This window comes from Limnothrix redekei LRLZ20PSL1 (assembly GCF_043235035.1).
In the GTDB taxonomy this organism is placed as follows: domain Bacteria; phylum Cyanobacteriota; class Cyanobacteriia; order CACIAM-69d; family CACIAM-69d; genus CACIAM-69d.
The window spans coordinates 141,268-161,708 of sequence record NZ_JAZAQF010000078.1 but is presented as its reverse complement, the minus strand read 5'-3'; the positions used below and the strand labels follow the sequence as shown (position 1 = coordinate 161,708).

Annotated in this window: 12 protein-coding genes; 5 read left to right on the top strand and 7 right to left on the bottom strand. The window is 50.8% G+C overall.

The window, feature by feature from the left end; genetic code table 11:
- Positions 1-16 precede the first annotated feature (16 nt).
- From VPK24_RS13400 to VPK24_RS13390, 3 genes are all read right to left on the bottom strand, one after another.
- Positions 17-367: a thioredoxin family protein gene (locus VPK24_RS13400; RefSeq protein WP_393014058.1), complete on the bottom strand. Its 351-nt coding sequence runs from the start codon at positions 365-367 to the stop codon at positions 17-19.
- A 143-nt stretch (positions 368-510) separates the two neighbouring features.
- The gene (locus VPK24_RS13395; RefSeq protein WP_393014057.1) at positions 511-1,254 is read right to left on the bottom strand and encodes an NnrU family protein; all 744 of its coding nucleotides are present in this window, start codon (positions 1,252-1,254) and stop codon (positions 511-513) included.
- Between the two features lie 532 nt (positions 1,255-1,786).
- Positions 1,787-2,035, bottom strand: a complete 249-nt coding sequence (locus VPK24_RS13390) for a hypothetical protein (protein ID WP_393014056.1) — start codon at positions 2,033-2,035, stop codon at positions 1,787-1,789.
- A gap of 76 nt (positions 2,036-2,111) precedes the next feature.
- Between VPK24_RS13390 and VPK24_RS13385 the strand changes: the two genes are divergently transcribed.
- Together VPK24_RS13385 and VPK24_RS13380 are read left to right on the top strand one after the other, a co-directional pair.
- Positions 2,112-3,101: a LysR family transcriptional regulator gene (locus VPK24_RS13385; protein WP_393014055.1), complete on the top strand. Its 990-nt coding sequence runs from the start codon at positions 2,112-2,114 to the stop codon at positions 3,099-3,101.
- A 443-nt stretch (positions 3,102-3,544) separates the two neighbouring features.
- On the top strand, positions 3,545-5,032 hold the full coding sequence (locus VPK24_RS13380) for a protein kinase domain-containing protein (RefSeq protein WP_393014054.1): 1,488 nt from the start codon (positions 3,545-3,547) through the stop codon (positions 5,030-5,032).
- Positions 5,033-5,118: 86 nt separating this feature from the next.
- Here the strand turns inward: VPK24_RS13380 and VPK24_RS13375 are convergent, their stop codons facing one another.
- Complete coding sequence (locus VPK24_RS13375) at positions 5,119-6,057, bottom strand: NAD-dependent epimerase/dehydratase family protein (RefSeq protein WP_393014053.1); 939 nt, start codon at positions 6,055-6,057, stop codon at positions 5,119-5,121.
- A 185-nt stretch (positions 6,058-6,242) separates the two neighbouring features.
- Here VPK24_RS13375 and VPK24_RS13370 point away from each other — a divergent pair, with 185 nt between their 5' ends.
- On the top strand, positions 6,243-8,252 hold the full coding sequence (locus VPK24_RS13370) for a peptidoglycan D,D-transpeptidase FtsI family protein (protein ID WP_393014052.1): 2,010 nt from the start codon (positions 6,243-6,245) through the stop codon (positions 8,250-8,252).
- A gap of 49 nt (positions 8,253-8,301) precedes the next feature.
- Here the strand turns inward: VPK24_RS13370 and VPK24_RS13365 are convergent, their stop codons facing one another.
- The 3 genes from VPK24_RS13365 to VPK24_RS13355 form a co-directional block, all read right to left on the bottom strand.
- The gene (locus VPK24_RS13365; RefSeq protein WP_393014051.1) at positions 8,302-10,692 is read right to left on the bottom strand and encodes a fused MFS/spermidine synthase; all 2,391 of its coding nucleotides are present in this window, start codon (positions 10,690-10,692) and stop codon (positions 8,302-8,304) included.
- Positions 10,693-10,988: 296 nt separating this feature from the next.
- Positions 10,989-12,179 (bottom strand): TRC40/GET3/ArsA family transport-energizing ATPase, encoded by a 1,191-nt coding sequence (locus tag VPK24_RS13360; RefSeq protein WP_393014050.1) that lies wholly within the window; start codon positions 12,177-12,179, stop codon positions 10,989-10,991.
- A gap of 184 nt (positions 12,180-12,363) precedes the next feature.
- Positions 12,364-12,762, bottom strand: coding sequence for a DUF2358 domain-containing protein (locus VPK24_RS13355; RefSeq protein WP_393014049.1), 399 nt, complete (start codon positions 12,760-12,762; stop codon positions 12,364-12,366).
- 618 nt (positions 12,763-13,380) lie between these two features.
- On the opposite strand from VPK24_RS13355, the gene VPK24_RS13350 reads away from it, so the two are divergent.
- Both VPK24_RS13350 and VPK24_RS13345 read left to right on the top strand, forming a co-directional pair.
- Positions 13,381-18,795, top strand: a complete 5,415-nt coding sequence (locus VPK24_RS13350; RefSeq protein ID WP_393014048.1) for a trifunctional serine/threonine-protein kinase/ATP-binding protein/sensor histidine kinase — start codon at positions 13,381-13,383, stop codon at positions 18,793-18,795.
- 199 nt (positions 18,796-18,994) lie between these two features.
- Positions 18,995-20,380, top strand: a complete 1,386-nt coding sequence (locus tag VPK24_RS13345; RefSeq protein ID WP_393014046.1) for an aminopeptidase P family protein — start codon at positions 18,995-18,997, stop codon at positions 20,378-20,380.
- Positions 20,381-20,441 lie beyond the last annotated feature (61 nt).

Below are 20,441 nucleotides of genomic sequence, written 5' to 3'. Positions count from 1 at the left end.
GCGGCTTGGAAAATGCTTAGGATGTAAGCGATCGGGACAATTCCACTTGATTCACAGCCCGGTTTAAGTGGCGCAAAAACTCTTCTTTGCCTTCAAAGCGATCGAGCCGAAAAATCGGTTTTCCATCCTGAAACAAAATCACCGTCGGCAGGGTGGTAAGACGATAGGAATTGGCTAATCTCAGATTGCTATCTGCATTGACATTAACCAACTTGATCGACTCGCCCCAGTCCGATCGCAGCTTATTCAGGAGGGGATCAATCAGACGACACAATCCACACCAAGGAGCCCAAAAGTTCACCAACACCAAACCGGGCGTTTGTAGCACTTCCCGATCGAAGCTGGAGTCATCAATGGTATCTAGCATTATGAACCGGCAAAGAAATATTAAAAAATGCTGAACGGGAAATAAACCAAAATAATCAAAAACCGCCGGGAATTTGAAACATTTCAGGCAGGCTAGTCACGCAAACTAATCTAGAAATGTCCTCCGTCCCCGGCGATCGATACCTACCAGTTTACGCTAGCTGTCAGCCGAATGAGCGCCGGATGGGCCCACCAAAATCCCAACACAAAGGCCGTGACCCCCACATAGGCCGGGCGCAAAAATTCCGCAAGCTGAAGGGTTTGGCGGCCGTCAAAAATGGCCCGAAAAGGAATGATTGATGTGCGTTCCTTGACTTTTAAGAATGCATCGCCATATCGGCCATACAAGCGCCGATCCCCGTGCCAAATTGCGAACAGGTGATGGGCAATCAAACCGACACAGGTCACCATCATGAAACTGGTTCCCAACCAAAGGGCATGGCCCACGCACCAAATAATTTGCCCGATCGCCTGGGGATGGCGAGTGATCCGAATAATCCCCGTTTCGTACAGGTGAACTTGGGGCTTGGCGACGGCAGCCACTTCCAACAGGTTAAAGGTGGCTGGATAAAGGAACAGAAATGAAATGGCCGACAAGATCCAAACCACCGGCTGCACCCAGGTTTCCCCTTGCAGTTGCCAAAGTTGGATCCCGTCGTAGCGATGGTTGAAAAAGTAGGTAATCAACAATCCCGCGGCCGGCAAACTGACCAAGGCAAACAACACCCGGTAAGCCCGCGCACCGATCAGGGCTTCGCCTTTGATCCGCAGGGCCGCCAGGCCGCTGTGCAAAACCGCAAACCCCACCAACAAGCCCAGCATGATCCAATGGCTGGCGGGAAACCAGGCGGGAGTGAGCCAAGGGGCCAAACCCAGGAGAGAACTCATTGCCCCGATCGAGCCGATCGATCCAGTAGATCCGAGGGAGAAAATGGAAATCATGATGCAATCAATCACGCAATCGGCGGTGAGGGCAGAGGGAGGATCAATGATCCAAACGGGCAAAACTCGAAATGACCAAAAGGGACCAAAGATGACTGGAAAAAACCAAAGATAACCAGAAAAAGCCAGAAATCACTGGAAATCGCCCCAGGAATTACTGCAAATAACCAGAAACAACCCCAGAGATGGCTGGAAACAGCCCCAGAGATAGCTGGAGATCATCAAAGGTGGCCGGAAGACGATAGCAACCGACCTCAGCACTCCAGGATAGGAATTTACCGGTTTTTGGTCAGTGCGCCGCAGGGATTGGTGCTGTGTTTGATCCTGGGTCTATCAGGGAACCGAAATTTTCTCATAAATGTTTTTAATCAAATGGTGGGGGTCTGCTTCAGAATAATGAAGAACGGGCGATCGTGCGGCTAGGTCGAGATGAGATCCTAGGTTGACGATCATTTGTCACCATTCGATCGCCTAAGGTTCACCGTCCACGGTTCGATCGCCCCGTGGCCTCCCGATTCACGCCCCCTTTCCCCAGGATGGTGGGTCCGTGAATTTGGGCCGGGCCCTGATGGTTATCGTTGGGGACTCCTCCCAGTGCTACCTTCCGCCAAAAGGCTGTTTCGCCCTGTGTTGTTTCGCCCTGTGTTGTTTCGCCTCGTGTTGTTTCGCCTCGTGCTGTTTCGCCCTGTGCCGTTTCACACGATCGCGCCACGACACCTTGGAGCAACGGCTTTCTTCGCCAACTCCCGATCGATTTCCATCCCATTCCACTCGATGGCTTTCTCCAGGCTGTAGTACTGTCTATGTCCGATTTGCCATTCACGCTTGACCAACTCCGCATCCTCAAGGCGATCGCCGCCGAAGGGAGCTTTAAGCGGGCCGCCGACAGCCTCTATGTCTCGCAACCTGCGGTGAGCTTGCAGGTACAAAACCTAGAACGCCAATTGGATGTGCCCCTGTTCGATCGCGGCGGTCGCCGGGCCCAACTAACCGAAGCAGGCCACATGCTGCTGAGTTACGGCGAAAAGATTCTGACCCTTTGCCAGGAAACCTGCCGGGCAATCAAAGATTTGCAAAACCTCCAAGGCGGAACCCTGATCGTGGGGGCCAGCCAAACCACCGGGACTTATCTGCTGCCTCGGATGATTGGCATGTTCCACGACAAATATCCCGAAGTGGGGGTGCAGTTGCATGTGCATTCCACCCGCCGCACCTCTTGGAGCGTGTCGAATGGCCAAATCGACCTGGCCATCATTGGCGGCGAAGTGCCGGCCGAGCTGCAAGATTCATTGGAAGTGTTGGCCTATGCCCGCGATGAACTGGCGCTGATTTTGCCGCCTCAGCACCCCTTAGCCCACATCGATCTGATCGATCGGGAACATCTCTATGGGTTGTCTTTCATTGCTCTCGATTCCCAATCCACCATCCGCAAAGTAATCGACACGGTTTTGAGTCAGTCGGGAATTGACACCCGCCGCCTCAAGGTGGATATGGAGCTGAACTCGATCGAAGCCATTAAAAACGCAGTTCAAGCAGGTCTCGGCGCGGCCTTTGTCTCCGTAGCGGCGATTGAAAAAGAACTGCAATTAGGCCACCTCCACCGCAGCCAAATTGAAAACTTCCGGGTTGAGCGAATCCTCAAGGTGATTACCAACCCCAACCGCTATCGCTCCAAGGCTGCAGAAGCCTTCACTCGCGACATTTTGCCCCATTTTGCTTCTGCTGATTTATATCCACCGCCCCCGAGCGTCCCTAGCTCTCCGGAACCGGAAATGCTGATTAGTTTGGATTAATCAATCTGGGATTAACCAATCTTGGGTTAATTAATCTGGAATCAACCAATCTTGGGTGAACCAATCTTGGGTGAACCAATCTTGGGTTAATTAATCTCGAACTAATCAATCTTGGGTTAACCGATTTTTAGAAAACAAGTGATCAAAAAACAATAGGCAACCAAATCGGAAACCAATTTCAAAATTTTGATCAGAGGATGTTTGAAAAGTATCTCTTGGCACGGGCCAAGCACCAATGGTCGTGGGGGCAAGGGGCTTAAGCCCCTTGTCTACGTTGATCGCTGGGGCGTAGAGAGTAGCAATGTTGGCTTTTCAAGCAACCTCTCAAAAACCGGTTGATCAGAAAGTTGATCAAAAATCTGAACCATCGACCTTCTGGGGAATAATTGCCGGCCGTTGCGGGCCCTGGCTTAGACTGGAGGCAGCGACCGAAGGCAATCCCCATGGAGGTTTACTGCACAAGGCCGGGGTGCGATCGCCCCCGGAACGAGTTTCCCGATCTGGATCATCCCCAGACCTTGGTGTCTGTGGGACAAAAGTTTTGTTCGCGCTGCGGGATGCCGCAAATTTTGGGCGGTCGCTATTTGCCAATTCGTCTGTTGGGGCAGGGCGGCTTCGGAGCGGCTTATTTGGCTATCGATCGTTACACCCCCGCAACCCGTAAATGCGTGGTGAAACAGTTTTTGCCGCCGGCCGATCTTCAGGGCGATCGCCTGGCCCTAGCTCAATCTTTGTTTGTGAAGGAAGCGGCGGTGCTGGAATCTTTGGGCCATGAACATCCCCAAATTCCGGATCTGTTCGCCTTTTTTCCGCTTACGGTTCCCACCCCAACGGGCGATCGCACGCAGGATTACTTCTACATTGTTCAGGAATTCATTGACGGGCAGAATCTGGAAGAAGAGCTAGCGGATCGGGGCCCTTTTTCAGAAGCAGAAACGCGGATCGTGTTGCGAGAAGTGCTGAAGGTGCTGCATTTCATTCACGATCGGGGGGCCATTCATCGAGATATCAAACCCTCAAATCTGATGCGGCGGCGAGACGGGCGGCTGTTTTTGTTGGATTTTGGTTCCGTGCGGTTGGCGGCCCAAGGATCGAATAACCAGTCCACCAGCATCTATTCCACCGGATTTGCGCCACCGGAACAGGTGACCGGCGGGATGGTTTTCCCATCCACGGATCTCTATAGCTTAGGGGTCACTTGCCTGGTGTTGTTAACGGGGCAAGCGCCTGAAACCCTTTATGACTCGTTTCAGGGCCAATGGCGCTGGCGATCGGGGGTGACGGTCAGCGATGAGTTGGCCGTGGTGCTCGATCGACTGGTGCAGCTCACGCCCAATCAACGGTTCAGCTCGGCCCAAGAGGTGCTGGCGCGGCTCGATCAGGTGACCATTTTGCCGTTGGTGAATCCCGGCGCGGGCCGGCCCAGTTTGCAAATTTTGAGCGCGCCGCCCAAACTCAGCACTTCTCAGCCAGTGGCCGCTGGCCCCGCCCCCCTTGCGCCCCATCCTCCAGCGCAAGCCCAACCGCAACCCGCCACCTCTCCAAAACCCAGCAAGGGCAAGGCGCGATCGGGCATACCATTCAGCACGCGCGAGTGGATCAGCCACAGCCTGTTTACCGGTGTTCAGGGCACGTTAATTTGGAACCTTGGGCAAAGTTTGGGGCAATTGTTCGGCATTGAGGCGGCCGTGCCGGGTCTGTGGTTGCTGATTATTTTGGTGGCGCTGCAACAGTCGCGGACGATCGAGCGGTGGGATTTGTTGCTGTTGCCGATGATCACGATCGGGGTAGTCAGCCTGATTCCTCTGTTGCGAAACGGCTTAGCCCTGTTGGAATTGATCATGTTGTCCGGGGCGATCGGGCTGGTTTGCGTTATCATCACCTGCATCATTCGCCTCGGATTTCTGCTCACAGGTCGCTCTCGACCCTAATCAAAATCCATGGCCATTCTCAACATAACCAGACAAGGGGCTTAAGCCCCTTGCCCCCCACGATTTCGCGAGAATTTTCGGCAGATTTAAGCCAAGGCTTTCAGAATTTCTTCATCAGTCGAAAAGTCCACTTCCGCGCGATCGGCTCCCGACGGTAAGTAATCATTTTCAAACGCATCTCGCAACCCAGAAACCAAATCGTAGGCAGGTTGCCATCCCAAATCCTGTTTTGCTTGTTGATTGCTGGCAAAGAAATGCTGCACGCGCATCGGAAAAGCCTTTCGCTTCCCAAAGTCAAATTGCTTGGGATCGTAATGAATCAGTTGCAATTGCTCTGGATCTTTACCGGCAGCCAATGCACAGGCCCGCGCCAGACCATCGAACGTGACGTAGCGATCGCCCGAAATGTTGTAGATTTTGCCAATGGTTTTGGGGTTACCAGCAGCCGCCACCATTGCACTAACCAAGTCAGCCACATGGCCCAGTTGGGTAATGTGTAATCCGTTGCCGGGAATGGGAATTGGGCGATCGCGCACAATCCGATCAAAAAACCAAGATTCCAGCGGATTGTAATTCAGGGGCCCGTAGATATAGGTTGGTCGAAACGATGTGAAAGGTTCATCATGGTGGGCTAAATAACTTTCCGTTTCATGTTTGCCCTTGTGACGACTTTTGGGATCAACGGGGTCTGCTTCGCAGTGGGGCAATTGGTCGGTTTTCAGGTAAACACCGGCCGAACTCATGTAGAGAAAATGCTCGGTTTTGCCGCGTAACACTTCCACCAGCGGTTGCGTGTCGCTGAGTTCGCGACCGTTATTATCAAACACCCATTCAAAGTGGCGATGGGCTAGTTTAGATTTCAATTCATCCCCTTGAGTGCGATCGCACTGAATGACTTCCAAACCTTCAACAGGCGAGGGCTTGCGACCACGATTCAACAGGGTGACTTCATGACCTTTTTCCACCAGTAATCGGGTCAGATAAACGCCAATAAACCGCGTTCCACCCATCACTAAAACACGCATAAATCCCTTACACCTTTCAAAAAATGGAGTATTGATCGCTTGGAAAACGAAATTGGGGAAAGAAATAGCCCGGAAGCTTTGAGACCACAGCGACGAGGCTATTTTATCGATTTATTCCCCACACAAACGCTCCACCGCCCCTTAAGATTTGATCTGTTACCGCTTGCGATTGATTGTGCCTGCCCATGAGTCGGTTTGACCCCGCTGAAGATGCTGCCTCGGGCGATCGGGATGCGCGATCGCGCCGCAGCTTTGGATCGGCGGCCGATTGGCAAGGGGCAGGAGACGATTGGCCCTTGGAAGCGTTCAACGTCAAAGCATTTCGCAAACGGGGCGATCGCTCCGGTGAGCCGGGCCCCAGCGCCCGATCGCGCCCTCGATCGCGCCCTCGATCTTGGTTGGGGCCAACGCCCGATCAGGATGACTCACTGACCCAAAAATGGGAGCAAACCTGGCGGCAAATTCGCGCCCAGTTGCCCGACCCACGCCAGGTGAACCCGTCCCGCCAACGGGTGACGGTTGTGGGCGGCATTTTGCTGGCGGCTGTGGCGGGGTTGGTGTTGCGGTTGGCGTGGCTACAGGGCGTTCAGGGCGAAACCCTCACCAACCGGGCCCGCGCCCAACAACGAGTAACGGTCAAACCCTTTGCGCCCCGCCGCTCAATCGTCGATCGACGCGGGGTGGCGCTGGCGCTCGATCGAGTTACTTACACCCTCTACGCCCACCCCAAGCTATTCAACAAGCCCAAATCCGTGGTGGCGGCCCTTGTGGCTTCGATTTTGCAGGAACCGGTGACGGCGGTGGCCCAAAAACTGGAGCGGGGCCGCAGCGGCATTCGGCTCCACGAGTCCCTGACGGAAGACCAGGCCCAACGGATCCGACGCACGGCCTTAGACGGGTTGGAGTTGCATGAGCGGCCCGGCCGGGTCTATCCCCAGGATGAGATGGCGGCGGAGATTGTGGGGTATGTGAACCTGTTTGACGGCCAAGGCAAGACCGGCTTGGAATATTCCATGGGGCGACTGTTGGCGCGATCGGTCAGCCCTGTGACCCTGGAACGAGCCCCCGGTGGCTATGCCCTGCCGCGCTTGGGCAGCCTGGAAAACGATCGGCTGAACCAGTTGACCTATTTAGACGATTTACAGCTCAAATTAACCCTTGACTTGCGATTACAACGGGCCGCCCGGGCCGCCGTCCAGGCTCAAATGACCGCCAGCCGCGCCAAAAAGGGAGCCGCGATCGTCCTGGATGTGCAAACGGGAGCCATTCGGGCCTTGGTTTGTGAACCCAACTACAATCCCAATCGCTACTCAGAGGCGGATGTTGCCCGTTTCCGGAATTGGGTGGTTTCGGATTTGTACGAACCGGGGTCAACCTTCAAGCCGCTGGTGATGGCCATGGGGCTGGATTCGAGGGTGTTGAGTTTGGATGACACCTTTGATGACAATGGTTCGGTGCAAGTGGGCGATCGCGTCATTCGCAATTTCAACTTTGCCCGACTAGGAAAATTGAATCTGAGCAAAGTCATCCAAACTTCGAGTAATGTTGCCACAGTTCGGATTGGTTTGCGATTAGATCCAGGGGTGTTTTATCAATACTTACAGCGCCTAGGTTTTAATCAAGCTAGCGGGGTTGATTTGCCCTTTGAAACCCCTGGTCAAATTAAGGATCGCCAGACTTTTTTAGCCTCCAAAATTGACCGTGCCACCACCTCTTTTGGCCAAGGGGTTGCCATCACACCGCTACAACTGGTGCGGGCGATCGCAGCCCTGGCCAATGGGGGAAAACTCGTTACGCCGCACATTGTGGACAGCCTCAGCACCGTTGAAGGGCAACCCTATTGGCAACCGGCCCACCCGGAACCGATGTCCGTCTTTTCCGCCGCCACCACCCGCGAGGTGCTGAAAATGATGGAAACCGTGGTATCTCAGGGCACGGGCAAACGGGCCCAAATTCCGGGTTATCGGATTGCGGGCAAAACCGGCACTTCCCAAAAACAAGATGAACGAGGCGGCTATCGGCGCGGGGCTGTGATTGCCAGTTTTGTCAGCATTTTTCCCGTTGAAAATCCTCGATATGTGGTGATGACCATTTTTGATGAACCTCCGGGTGGTTCTGGCGGGGTGGTGGCGGCTCCGGCGGCTAAGCCAATTTTGGAATCGATTATTACGCTCGATGGGTTACCGCCCCAATAGGTTTTCAGGGATCAAGTTCGCTCAAGTTGCCTACCACTTGGGAACGGATTTAGCGCGATCGAATCACCGATAGCAAACTGGAGCGATCGTCGGTCCAAAGTTGGCTAGGGGGTTGGGGCGGAACCGGTTGCCATTGGGTTTGGGGGCGATCGATTAACCAATTCAGATCCTGGGGTGATCGGGCGATCGCCACCCAATGGGAAGGGGTTTTACCGATTGCTTTTTCCGCTTCCAAAACCCGCAAATCCCAGCGATGAATTGCCGTTAAGCGCAAATCTTGGCTAATGGCTCCCAAGACAGGCAACAGGTCAAGATAGCGGTTCGTAATGTTAACCAAAATCAAGCCCCGATCGGTCAGTTTGTTGAGATAGCTGGCAATGGCTTCACGGGTAATTAAATGCACGGGAATGGAGTCGGAGCTAAAGGCATCCATAATTACCAAATCGAGGGAGCGATCGCCCACCGTTTGCATTTTTAAACGGCCATCCCCAATTTCCACTGTCACCTTGCCCTTTGACAGCTCCAAGAAACTGAAATAGGCGGGATTTTGAGCAATTAACTTCACCGTGGGATCAATTTCATAAAATGTCCATTGCTGATCCGGTTGGGCATAGCTGGCCAACGTACCAATGCCCAGGCCCAAAACCGCCACCCGATCGCGCCGAGATTGATTAAACCCCGCAAAAAATTCCCCGATCGGGCCCGTTTCTGTGAAGTAGGTGAGCGGTCGATCGCGCCGTTGGGGCAGCAAGCTTTGTTGGCCGTGGAGTGTGGAGCCATGAAGCAAGGACATGACTTGTTTTGAGCGATCGCGCACCACCCGATTCACTCCAAAAAAGCTGCGATCAATTAACAGCACCTCGCCCCGTAAGCCCACGGAAAATTGCATCATTAAAATAATGGCCAGTCCTGCCGAAATGATCTTGGTTTTGCGCAATTGCAGCGCCCAGCCAATCAAGGCCAGCAAGCCAAAAGCAACGCAATAGGCGGCCCAATAGTCTGCCAGATGATTGAAATTAATTCCTGCTAGCAGCGCACCAAACCCCAGCCCGATCGCGATCCAACTCCACTTGGGCAAGCGGTGGGAGTTGATCACCGACAGCAGCGTCAAAATCAGAATCAGGGGATATTCCTGGGTTGTGGAAAACAGGGAGGGCGCAGCGATCGCGTTAAACGATCCGCCCAAAGCTCCCCCCAGAGCAATCCAGAAATAAAACTGCGTCAGGTAGGTTACGGATGGCTTAATTAGCGCCAGAGTTTGATGGCAAACAAAGGCCGCGATCGCAAATCCCAGCCAGTGAAACGGCAACATGACCCACAAGTTTTGGGCCCCATCCAAGCGCGACCAAAACACCAACGGAGTCACCAACAATGGCAAGCTGGAGATCGCCAGTGGATAAGCGATCGCGCTCCATCGCCAATTGGAGAAAGCGACAATATAGGTTAGTAGATAGAGGCTGAGGGGAATTGCCCAAAAGAGGGGAACCGCCGCTAAATCCGTGGTGACATAGGTGGTGACACCCAGCGATAAGCTGGCCGGCAAGAAGGAAAATAGGGCCCATTGGAGTCGATCGCGCCAAGTGGGTTCCAAGGGTTTGTTTGGCGAACTGTCCGACTCAGAAGCAAACGTCAAGCGATTGACCACTGCGCCATTTTTTGAACTGGCTGGTGTATTGCTGAGGGTAGTTAATTGTTCTTGTAATGTTGTTAACTCTTCTAGGTTTTCGAGTTTTTCTAATTTTTTAAAATCTCCTAAGTTTTCAAGATTTTCTGATCCTGATTGTTGTTTTGATTGCAAAAACTGTTCTAAATCATTTGCATCACTCGAAGTACTCCAACAGCGATCGCGCCAAGTAATTAGCACACAGGCTCCAATTAGAAGCAGCTCAACCCCATAGCCAAGTTGCCAAAATTGTCGCTGTTCCATCAGGGAAAAAAGCGGTTCAATGGCCCCTGGATATCCCAAAACGCCTAACAAGCTACCCGCATTACTCGCAGCATAAAGGACATAGGGATTCTTGCCCAAATCCAAGCGAGTTTGCGATACCCACCGTTGCAATAAGGGAGCTGTTGCTGAGAGGGCAAAAAATGGCAAAGCCACCCCTAAAAACAAAATTTGGAGCAGAGTAATTAAGGGGCGATCGATAGTAATGATTGATTGACTAAATACTTGGTTGAACTGCCTCCAAAGCACCAAACCGCCCCCGATCGCCACAGCTCCATGGATCCAAAACTGAGAGCGCAACGACGGGCGATCGCTCAACCAAGCCGCATAGCCGTAGCCGGCCAGCAACATCATTTGAAAGAAAGCCTGGCAAACATTCCAAACAGCCGGCGTTCCCCCTAACAGGGGCAGCAAGCTTTTTGCAACAATAAATTGCACCCAAAATAGTAAAAAAGCGCTACCAAAGAGCGCCACCGAAAATATTGTTTTTTTCATGATTCTTGTGAACCAAGGAAGTTTTATAAAACCAAATTATTGCCTATCCAGTTCTGGCCAACTCTGATCCTGCTGTCACCCATACCGAACAAGCCGATTTGATCTTAACTCAGCACCTATTTAGCCCAAATTATCTTAACCTAGTTCCCCAAAAGACAAGGGGCTTAAGCCCCTTGCCCCCGCACTTTTGCACAATCACGATCTGCGAAGATCACGATCTTCTAGGGAAATTATTTTCTAGGTTCGTGACTTTTAAGCCTTCAGGATTTGAGGTGACAGAAACCAGATAATCAACGCTAGATCTTGGCGGGTTCTGAAAAGCGAATCTTCAGGTAATCTTCTTCCATTTTAGCGCCCGTTGGTTGCAGGGCTGCCAGGGCTTGGGGCAGCACCAAATTACGGCGATGGTTACCAATTCGAACGTTCAGTTCATCACCAGTTTTGCTCAATTCAATCTGGCTCTTAGGAATTCCCGGCAAGTACATTTCCAGACTGTAGGTGTTGTCCACCTGCACCACGCGCAAGGTCGTTTCTTTGTAATAAACCTGAGCAGGATCTTCGTTGTTGGGGTAAAGGGTTTCCTTCAGGCGATCGAGCGCTGCCAATCCGCACAATTCTTCAGAAAAAAGCGGCACTTCTTTCACCGGCAAGGGGCGAAAATTCTCGTGAATTTCATCCTTATATTTCTGTTGATCGGCTTTCCAGCGATCGAAAAAGGGATCGCTCACCTCCGCCGGAATCACCCGATTGGCCACCACCATATCGGTTGCCACGTTATACAAACTCAGGTAAGCATGGGCCCGCAGCGATTCTTTGATCACCATTTTCTCTGGATTGGTCACCAGCCGCACCGAAGTTTGGGAACTGTCGGTCAAGACCTTTTCCAACGCCTCAATTTGTTCATAGAACTCGTAGGGCGCGTCCATCACTTCCTTATCCGGCAATGAAAAACCAGCGATCGGGCGGAAGAGCGGTTCCACCAGTGGCCGCAGGGCAACAGACATGTTTTGCAGTGGTTTGTAAAAGCGGCGCATGTACCAACCGCCCACTTCCGGCAGGCTCAAAAGCCGCAAGGCCGTACCCGTGGGGGCTGAGTCAATGATCAAAACTTCATATTCACCCTCGTCGTAGTGCCGTTTCATGCGCACGAGGGCGAAAATTTCGTCCATTCCCGGCAAAATCGCCAATTCTTCCGCCTGAACACCTTCCAGACCACGCGCTTGTAGGACTTGCGTGATGTAGCGCTTCACCGCGCCCCAATTTCCTTCCAATTCCGCCAGGGCATCCAACTCCGCCGCCCACAGATTCGGTCGCACCGCAATCGGGTCGTGACCCAACTCTAAATCCAGGCTGTCGGCTAAGGAATGGGCTGGATCGGTACTGAGGACAAGGGTTTTGTAGCCCAACTCGGCGCAGCGCAGGCCGGTGGCTGCGGCAACGGAAGTTTTACCGACTCCGCCTTTGCCGGTCATCAAAATTACGCGCATGATGGAATTGCCTTTGTTTCGGAGGAGACGATCGCCCAGTGCGCCTCCATTATGGCGTTTTTTGTAAAGCTTTTTGAAGTCTGTCTCAGGTAGGCTGTGCAATCTTTGACATCCTCCCCAGCCTAAAGGCGTGGGGATTCCGGCCCTAACCGAACAACCGAAGCTGTTCGACTAGGCCACGGGGTTAACCGCTTGCGCGAGAAACATGCTGTTTCAGCACATCCCAGAGGGAACATTGCCAATAATCAATGTGAGAGTTGATTAAGCCCTGAGAATTCAGGCCTAGCTCGCTCCAGCCTGTGATCGCAATTCGCGGTTTCCAGGGGAGTGGTGTGGTCCAGGTCAGAGTCCAGTCCGTGCGGATCGTGCGATCGGTCATCACTGCAATTTCATGCAGCGTAAGGCAAGGATCCTGGAACCATTGATCAATAAAGGCGATTGTTTTTCGATAGCGATCGATTCCTCGAAATTCACTTGTTGGATCTTTGAAATAAACTTCCCGATCATAAATTTCAAATGTTTGATCCTTGGGAAATTTCTGATAGTCTGCCTTCAGAATTTCGACAATTGATTCCATACTCATCAGTTTATGCATTTGATTCTCAAGGTTAATTCAGAGAATATTTGAAGCAGCAAAGCCCATGTCTAATTCATCTCATCAATCAACGAACCAAAGGAACTAGCTCAATGGCACCAGTCAAAGAGCTATCCCGTTTGCGCAATTAATTGATTGCTTGTGAGCATTGAAATCACCTTTCAAATCTCCTCGTGAAATAAAGTTATCTAAAAATGTTATTTTTTATAATAGATTTTTATCATGGCTACTGTCTGAATCTTTTGAAATTAATTTCTCAATAAATTTTTAATTGCATTTTTGAGCCAATTTTAAAGCAAATTGCTCCATAATTCTTAAAATAACTATTTAGTTATAAAACATTCGATAACTCACTTCAAAGTCTTCTCCTAACACAGCTCAGCTTGTTTTTTTCTAGTTTTGATTCAATTTTCTGCCTACTAATCTAGCAACCTATCGTTGCAATTGCTATGATCAGGGCTAAGCCAACATGATCTCAAGCAGTCGTCAAGTTAAGCCCCAAAGCTCTTCAAACTCCACTCAAGACCATGACCCAATCAGCCTCGCTCAAGGCTTGGGTCGTGACTAAGGCGCTGAATCCACCCCTCAACTGCATGACCGTGGCCCATGACTAGCCCACTGCAACAAACCTCGCCCACTTTGTGGCCCAGCCTTGATGGTTACGAAATTACTGAGCAGCTTTACTCAGGATCTCGCACGGCCGTCTATCGCGCAATTCAGGTAGATACAGGGCGATCGGTCGTCATCAAAATTCTTTGCCATGAGTATCCCAGCTTTAACGAGCTGACACAATTTCGCAATCAATATAGCATTGCCAAGTCTTTGAATATTACGGGGATTGTGCATCCCTACAGTTTAGAAGTCTATGGCAATAGTTATGCTTTGGTGATGGAAGATTTCAGCGCCATTTCTCTAGAAAATTATCGAAAACAATACTCAATTTCATTAACTGATTTTTTGTCTATTGCCTTACAGGTATCCGAAATTCTCCATGACTTACACCAAAGTCGTGTTATCCATCGAGATATTAAACCCGCCAATATTTTGATTCAGCCCAGCACCAAAGCAATCAAGATTATTGATTTTAGTATTGCTTCCGTGCTGCCCAAAGAAACTCAAGAAATCCAGAACCCTAATATTCTTGAGGGGACCATTGCCTATTTGGCCCCTGAGCAAACCGGCCGCATGAATCGTGGCATTGACTATCGCACAGACTTTTACGCCCTTGGAGTCACTTTTTATCAATTACTGAGTGGTCGGCTCCCCTTTGAAGCAACTGATCCCCTCAAACTCATTCACTGCCACATTGCCAAAACACCCACAGCGCTTGACCAGGTGAATCCCGCGATTCCTTCCATGGTGGCAGCCATTGTCTCTAAATTAATGGCAAAAAATGCAGAACATCGCTATCAAACCGCGAAGGGGTTAAAGCACGACCTGGAGGAATGTTGGACACAGTGGGAGGCCACTCAACAAATTCAGCCTTTTGAGTTGGGAACTCGAGATTTAAGTGATCGATTTCTGATTTCTGACAAACTCTACGGACGCGATCGGGAAGTTGCTTGTTTATTAGCAGCCTTTGAACGTGTTGCCCAAGGAAGCACAGAACTGATGCTAGTGGCGGGATTTTCTGGAATTGGCAAAACCGCCGTCATTCATGAAATTCACAAGCCCATCACTCGCCAAAAAGGCTATTTCATTAAGGGAAAATTTGACCAATTCAATCGCAATGTTCCCCTCTCGGCTTTTGTGCAAGCTTTTCGCGATTTAATGAGCTATTTGCTTTCTGAGCCAGATAGTCAATTAAACCAATGGCGAGCCACAATTTTGCAAGCATTGGGAGGAAGTGGGCAAGTTCTGATTGAAGTCATTCCCGAGCTGGAGACCATCATTGGGCCTCAGCCAGCCGTTCCTGAATTGTCCGGAACAGCCGCCCAAAACCGATTTAATTTTCTGTTTCAGAAGTTTATTCAAGTTTTCACAAGACCCGCTCATCCCCTTGTCATCTTTTTAGATGACTTACAGTGGGCAGATTTAGCTTCTTTGCAACTTTTGAAGGTTTTGATGGGGGACAGTGCCCACTTACTCATGTTGGGAGCCTATCGTGATAACGAGGTTTCGCCCATTCACCCCCTGATGGTCACCTTAGAGGAATTAGCAAAGGAAAGAGCGGTCATTAATACCATTACGCTACATCCACTGAGTCTAGAGCACATCAATAGTTTAGTGGCTGATACGTTGCGTTGCCCGCCCGATCGAGCCTTGCCCCTAACCGAATCAATTAATCGGAAAACCCAGGGCAATCCTTTTTTCACAACACAGTTTCTGAAATCACTTCACGAGGAAGGCTGGATTACATTCAACCGAGAAGCCTGCTATTGGGAATGTGATATTTCCAGTATCTATACCCTAACCACGACTGATGATGTGGTGGAGTTTATGGCGGCGCGGCTTCAAAAGCTGCCTGAGTCCACTCGATCGGTCTTGAAGCTAGCGGCTTGTTTGGGCAACCAATTTGACTTAGTAACCCTCTCGATCATTGGTCAACAATCTGCCGCAGAAACAGCTAATGCTCTTTGGAAATCATTGCAAGAGGGATTGGTTTTACCCAACAGTCAGGTCTATAAATTTTTCCAGCCGGAGGTACTAACCCCAGCCGATCGGGAGGTGCAGGAACCGCAGGTTAATCCAACCTATCGTTTTTTACACGATCGCGTCCAACAGGCCGCCTATTCCCTGATTGATCCGGCCCAGAAACCGACAACCCATCTGACGATTGGTCAACTTTTGCAGACTCAACTCTCTGGTTCAGAGTTGGAAAATAGACGATTTGATATTATTAATCACCTAAATTTGGGTCAAGACTTACTCACCACCGATGCAGAGCGGGTTTCCTTGGCTCAAAGTAACTTGGAAGCTGCCCAAAAAGCCAAAATGGCAACAGCCTATGCGGCCGCCAGCAACTTTGTTAACACGGGGTTATTCCTCCTATCCAATGATCGTTGGCAAAAACAATACCACCTGAGTTTAGAGCTGCACATCTTAGCGGCCGAGGTGGCATACCTTATGGGCGACATTGCCGAAATGGACAATCATTATCAACAGGTTTTAACGGCAGCTCAGACTCCATTGGACAAGGTAGAAATCTACAAAATTCAAATTAACGCTCTCGCCACTCGCAACCAAATGTCAGAGGCGATCGCGATCGGAGCCAATGCACTTTCGGAACTGGGTGTGGCTTTGCCTACCCAAGCCGACTCAACCATGAGTCATCAAGTGCTTGAAGCGTTAGCTCAGCAACTTAAAGATTATGTCATTGAAGATCTAGGGCATCTTTCTCCCATGACTAATCCTCGGATCATAGCAGCCATGAAGTTGATGGCGGCGCTTTTTGCACCGATCTACATGGTGAAGATAGAACTCTTTCCATTAGTTTGTGCGCGGATGGTGAGCTTATCTTTGGAATTTGGCAACAGCTCTGTCTCCATGATTGGGTATGGTGGCTATGGCCTGGTTCTGACTAATTCTTACAACGAGTTTGAAAAGGGATATCAGTTTGGCAAGGTATCCTTAGAGTTACTCGATCGCTTCAGTGCTCCTGAATATCGAGCCATGACCCTCTTTCTATTTAGTATTTTTATTCAGCATCGCCATAACTCTTTGCGATCGACCATTCCTATGCTCAAGGAAGGTTATTTGTTGGGAATGGAAACCGGCAATTTACTTTACGCAGTCTATAGCATCAATAATTATTTTTGTAATCAGCTTTTTTCTGGCTGTTGCTTAACCGACATTGAACCTGAGATGGAGCAATATTGCATCATCTTAAGTCAAATGAAGCGAGAGAATCCCGTAAGTTATCTCTGTATGCAACAACAGGCAATTCAAAGCTTAATGATCAACACTGATTACCCTGATCGACTAATTGGTCAGAGTTATGATGAGACTGTGATGTTTCCCCAATATGTACAAAAAAATGAGCTATCTGGTTTAGCAATTGCTTATATTTATAAATTAATTTTGGCTTACCTCTTTGATCATTATGAACGAGCTATTGATTATATCAATGTAGGTTCTCCTTGTATGTATATCATTACGGGACATATCCATATCCCGGTTTTCCATTTCTATGCAGGATTAACCTACTTTAGGGCTGCCACTACTCAGTCTAGCTTAGGGCGATCGCGGGCTTTGTCTCTCGGAGAACAACAGCAAACTGCCTTAGCCACTTGGGCTAGGCAATCGCCGATTAATCATCAACATAAGGCAGATTTGTTAGAAGCAGAAAAGTGCCGCGTATTGGAAAAATTTTACGAAGCAGGCATTTGGTACGATCGCGCTATTGATGGAGCCAAGGCACAGAGATTTTTACAGGAAGAGGCCCTGGCTAATGAGTTGGCTGCTAAGTTCTACTTAGATTGGGACAAGGAAAAATTCGCCGCCAGCTATATGCAAGAAGCCTATTACTGCTATGCCCGGTGGGGTGCAAAGGCGAAGGTTAGTGAAATCGAACAGCGTTATCCTAAATTGCTTGCTCCTATTCTCGAATCGACTTCCGAGAAATTGAACCCTCTGGAAACATTTGTTTCCATTGCGACAGCAACCTATAACTCCACTGCTACTCAAAACTCCAGCAGTAATAATCTTAATATCATGCTCGATTTGGCAGCTATCATTCGAGCATCTCAAAGTATCGCTAGCACCATCCAACTGGATGAATTATTGCAACAATTAACGCAAATTATTTTGCAATATTCCGGTGGTGACCAATGCATTTTGATAGTTCCTGATCATGATGGTGAATGGTTAGTGCGGGCGATCACTTCCACCGAAATGACGAAGCTTTGTACGATTCCTCTTCAGGATGAAAATTCCCTACCTTTACCCCTAATCCAATGGGTGAAAAACACCAGAGAATCGGTGGTGATTAATGAAGGTCAAACCCATTTGCCGATCGGGGACGCTTTTCTTGATCGCCCGATGCCCCAAAGCATATTGTGCTTACCGATCCTCAATCAATCGCAATTGGTGGGTATTTTGTATCTTAGTAACCAAGCTGCAAAAAATGTATTTACGAGCGATCGGCTCTTGGTTCTGAATTTCCTTTGTGCCCAAGCAGCGATTTCACTGGAAAATGCTCGGCTCTACCAGCAAGCACGCACCTATGCTCAACAGCTTGAACAATCTCAACTACAAATTGTTCAAAGCGAAAAAATGGCATCTTTGGGAAACTTGGTGGCGGGAGTTGCCCATGAAATCAACAACCCGATCGGTTTTTTAAGCGGCAGCATTCAAAATTTACAAGATTCCTTTCAGGATCTCATTGGTCACTTAGAACTCTATCAACAACATTATCCCAACCCTGAACCCAGCATTGCGGAAAATGCGGAAGAGATTGATTTAGCCTTTCTGAGTGAAGATTTGCCAACTTTGTTGAAATCGATGCAATTGGCAACCGATCGCATCAAGGGCATTAGCAATAGTCTGCGCACCTTTTCGCGGGCAGATACTGAATATAAAATTCAAGCCAATTTGCATGAAGGAATCGACAGCACATTATTAATTCTGAAATATCGACTGAAAGCCAATGAACATCGCCCCGCCATTGAAGTCATTCAAGACTATGGGGACATTCCGGCAATCGATTGCTTTCCGGGACAGCTCAATCAAGTGTTTATGAATCTTTTGGCCAACGCGATCGACATGTTTGATGAACTAGCGCAGGGGCAATCATTTGAGGCGTTAGCTGCCCATCCGCAAACCATTACAATTGGCACTCGACGGGTGGATGATCACGTGCAAGTGACCATTCAAGACAATGGCAAGGGCATGAACGAGGAATTACAAGCCAAGATTTTTGATCCCACTTTCACCACCAAGGCCGTTGGCAAGGGCACAGGGTTAGGCTTGGCGATCACTCGCCAAATTGTGGTGGAAAAACATGGCGGTAGCTTAATGGTGAGATCGGAGTTGGGCCAGGGGTCGCAGTTTCTGATAAGTTTGCCCATTCATGGGTCTTGAGCAGCTTGCGAAACGGTTGGGAATTTCGATCACAGATCGCCCATAGATCGCCTGAAATTAATCACCTAGAACTAATCACCTGGAACCAATCGCCTGGAACCAATCGCCTGAAATTAATCACCCAGACCCCATGGCCTGAAATTCAATGCCAATCAGCGAGCAAAGATTAGAAATATAGATCAGAAACAGAGATCAGAATATGAGTGATTACAGTTTTGTCGATGGGTTGCGCGATCGCCGTCGCCGGTTAAGCGATCGAGTGTCGTTTCCGGTGGCCCTGTGGTCTGGGCAAGGGGCGGCGCGGAATTTTCCCGCCAATCGCTATCCTTTTCGGGCCAGTAGTCATTTTCTATATTTTGCGGGCCTGGCCCTTGAGCGGGCCGTGCTGCTGATCCTGGACGGGCGCTCCATTCTGTTTTGGGATCAGCCCACGGTTGATGATGCGCTGTGGCATGGGCCGGAACCCTCGCGGACGGAATTGGCGGCCCAAATGGGGGTGGAGGATGCCTATCCCCTGGCGGAATTGGCGAGCTATTTGGGCGATCGGGTGGCGGAGGTAGCCACCATTGCGGTGCAGTCGCCTGCAGCTCGGGCCCATCAAGAAACATTACTGGGGCGATCGCTCCCCCAACCGGCGCAAGCGAACGGCCCCGATGGGGCCCTGGTGGATGCGATCGTGGCGGCGCGATCGACCCAGGATCCGATGGCCCTAGGAGAGTTGCGGCGATCGGCGGCGATCGCGGTGGCTGCCCACCGGGCCGGTCTCGCAGCCACTCGCCAAGCCCCCACGGAAGCGGCCGTGCGGGCGACCATCGAAGCCACTTTGATCGCCCAGGAGGCTTGCCCCGCCTACAACAGCATTGTCACCACCCGGGGCGAAGTGCTCCACAATGAGCGCTACCACCACCCCCTCACGCCGGGGGATTTGTTGTTGGTGGATGCGGGGGCTGAGGTGTCCAGCGGCTGGGCTTCCGACATTACCCGCACCTGGCCCGTATCGGGGCAGTTTTCCGCCACGCAGCGGGCAATTTATGAGGTGGTGTTGGCGGCCCATGATGCGGCGGTGGCGGCGGTGCGGCCAGGGGTGGAATACCGCGACATCCACCACAAGGCGGCTTGGGTGTTGGTGGAAGGCCTGGTGGACTTGGGCATTTTGCGGGGGCAACCGGCGCAGTTGGTCGATCGGGATGCCCATACGCTGTTTTTTCCCCATGGTGTGGGTCACCTGTTGGGGCTGGATGTGCATGACATGGAGGATCTGGGCGATCGCGCGGGTTATGCACCCGGTCGCCAACGCAGTGAGCGGTTTGGCTGGTGTTTCCTGCGGCTCGATCGCCCCCTGGAGGCGGGCATGGTGGTGACGATCGAACCCGGTTTTTATCAAGTGCCGGGCCTGCTGCAAGACCCCGCTCGGCGCGATCGCTATGGCGACTGTGTTGATTGGGAACGGTTGGCCCAATTTGCCGATGTGCGCGGCATTCGGATTGAGGATGACGTGTTGGTCACAGCAGCGGGGCCGGAGGTGCTCACGGCCGATTTACCCACGGATCCCGACCAAATTTGCGCGCTGATCACTGGTGCTTAGCGGGTTCAAAAGTCAGCCTCAAGTCTGGCTTCTGGGCTGAAGCACCCGTCAGCCCAGAAGC

What these genes read in the sequence shown, in the direction of transcription:
- VPK24_RS13350 (WP_393014048.1), top strand. Translation starts at nt 13,381, where the DNA reads ATGACTAGCCCACTGCAACAAACCTCGCCCACTTTGTGGCCCAGCCTT.
- VPK24_RS13380 (WP_393014054.1), top strand. Translation starts at nt 3,545, where the DNA reads ATGGAGGTTTACTGCACAAGGCCGGGGTGCGATCGCCCCCGGAACGAG.
- VPK24_RS13365 (WP_393014051.1), bottom strand. Translation starts at nt 10,692, where the DNA reads ATGAAAAAAACAATATTTTCGGTGGCGCTCTTTGGTAGCGCTTTTTTA.
- VPK24_RS13395 (WP_393014057.1), bottom strand. Translation starts at nt 1,254, where the DNA reads ATGAGTTCTCTCCTGGGTTTGGCCCCTTGGCTCACTCCCGCCTGGTTT.
- VPK24_RS13385 (WP_393014055.1), top strand. Translation starts at nt 2,112, where the DNA reads ATGTCCGATTTGCCATTCACGCTTGACCAACTCCGCATCCTCAAGGCG.
- VPK24_RS13375 (WP_393014053.1), bottom strand. Translation starts at nt 6,057, where the DNA reads ATGCGTGTTTTAGTGATGGGTGGAACGCGGTTTATTGGCGTTTATCTG.
- VPK24_RS13400 (WP_393014058.1), bottom strand. Translation starts at nt 367, where the DNA reads ATGCTAGATACCATTGATGACTCCAGCTTCGATCGGGAAGTGCTACAA.
- VPK24_RS13360 (WP_393014050.1), bottom strand. Translation starts at nt 12,179, where the DNA reads ATGCGCGTAATTTTGATGACCGGCAAAGGCGGAGTCGGTAAAACTTCC.
- VPK24_RS13345 (WP_393014046.1), top strand. Translation starts at nt 18,995, where the DNA reads ATGAGTGATTACAGTTTTGTCGATGGGTTGCGCGATCGCCGTCGCCGG.
- VPK24_RS13355 (WP_393014049.1), bottom strand. Translation starts at nt 12,762, where the DNA reads ATGAGTATGGAATCAATTGTCGAAATTCTGAAGGCAGACTATCAGAAA.
- VPK24_RS13370 (WP_393014052.1), top strand. Translation starts at nt 6,243, where the DNA reads ATGAGTCGGTTTGACCCCGCTGAAGATGCTGCCTCGGGCGATCGGGAT.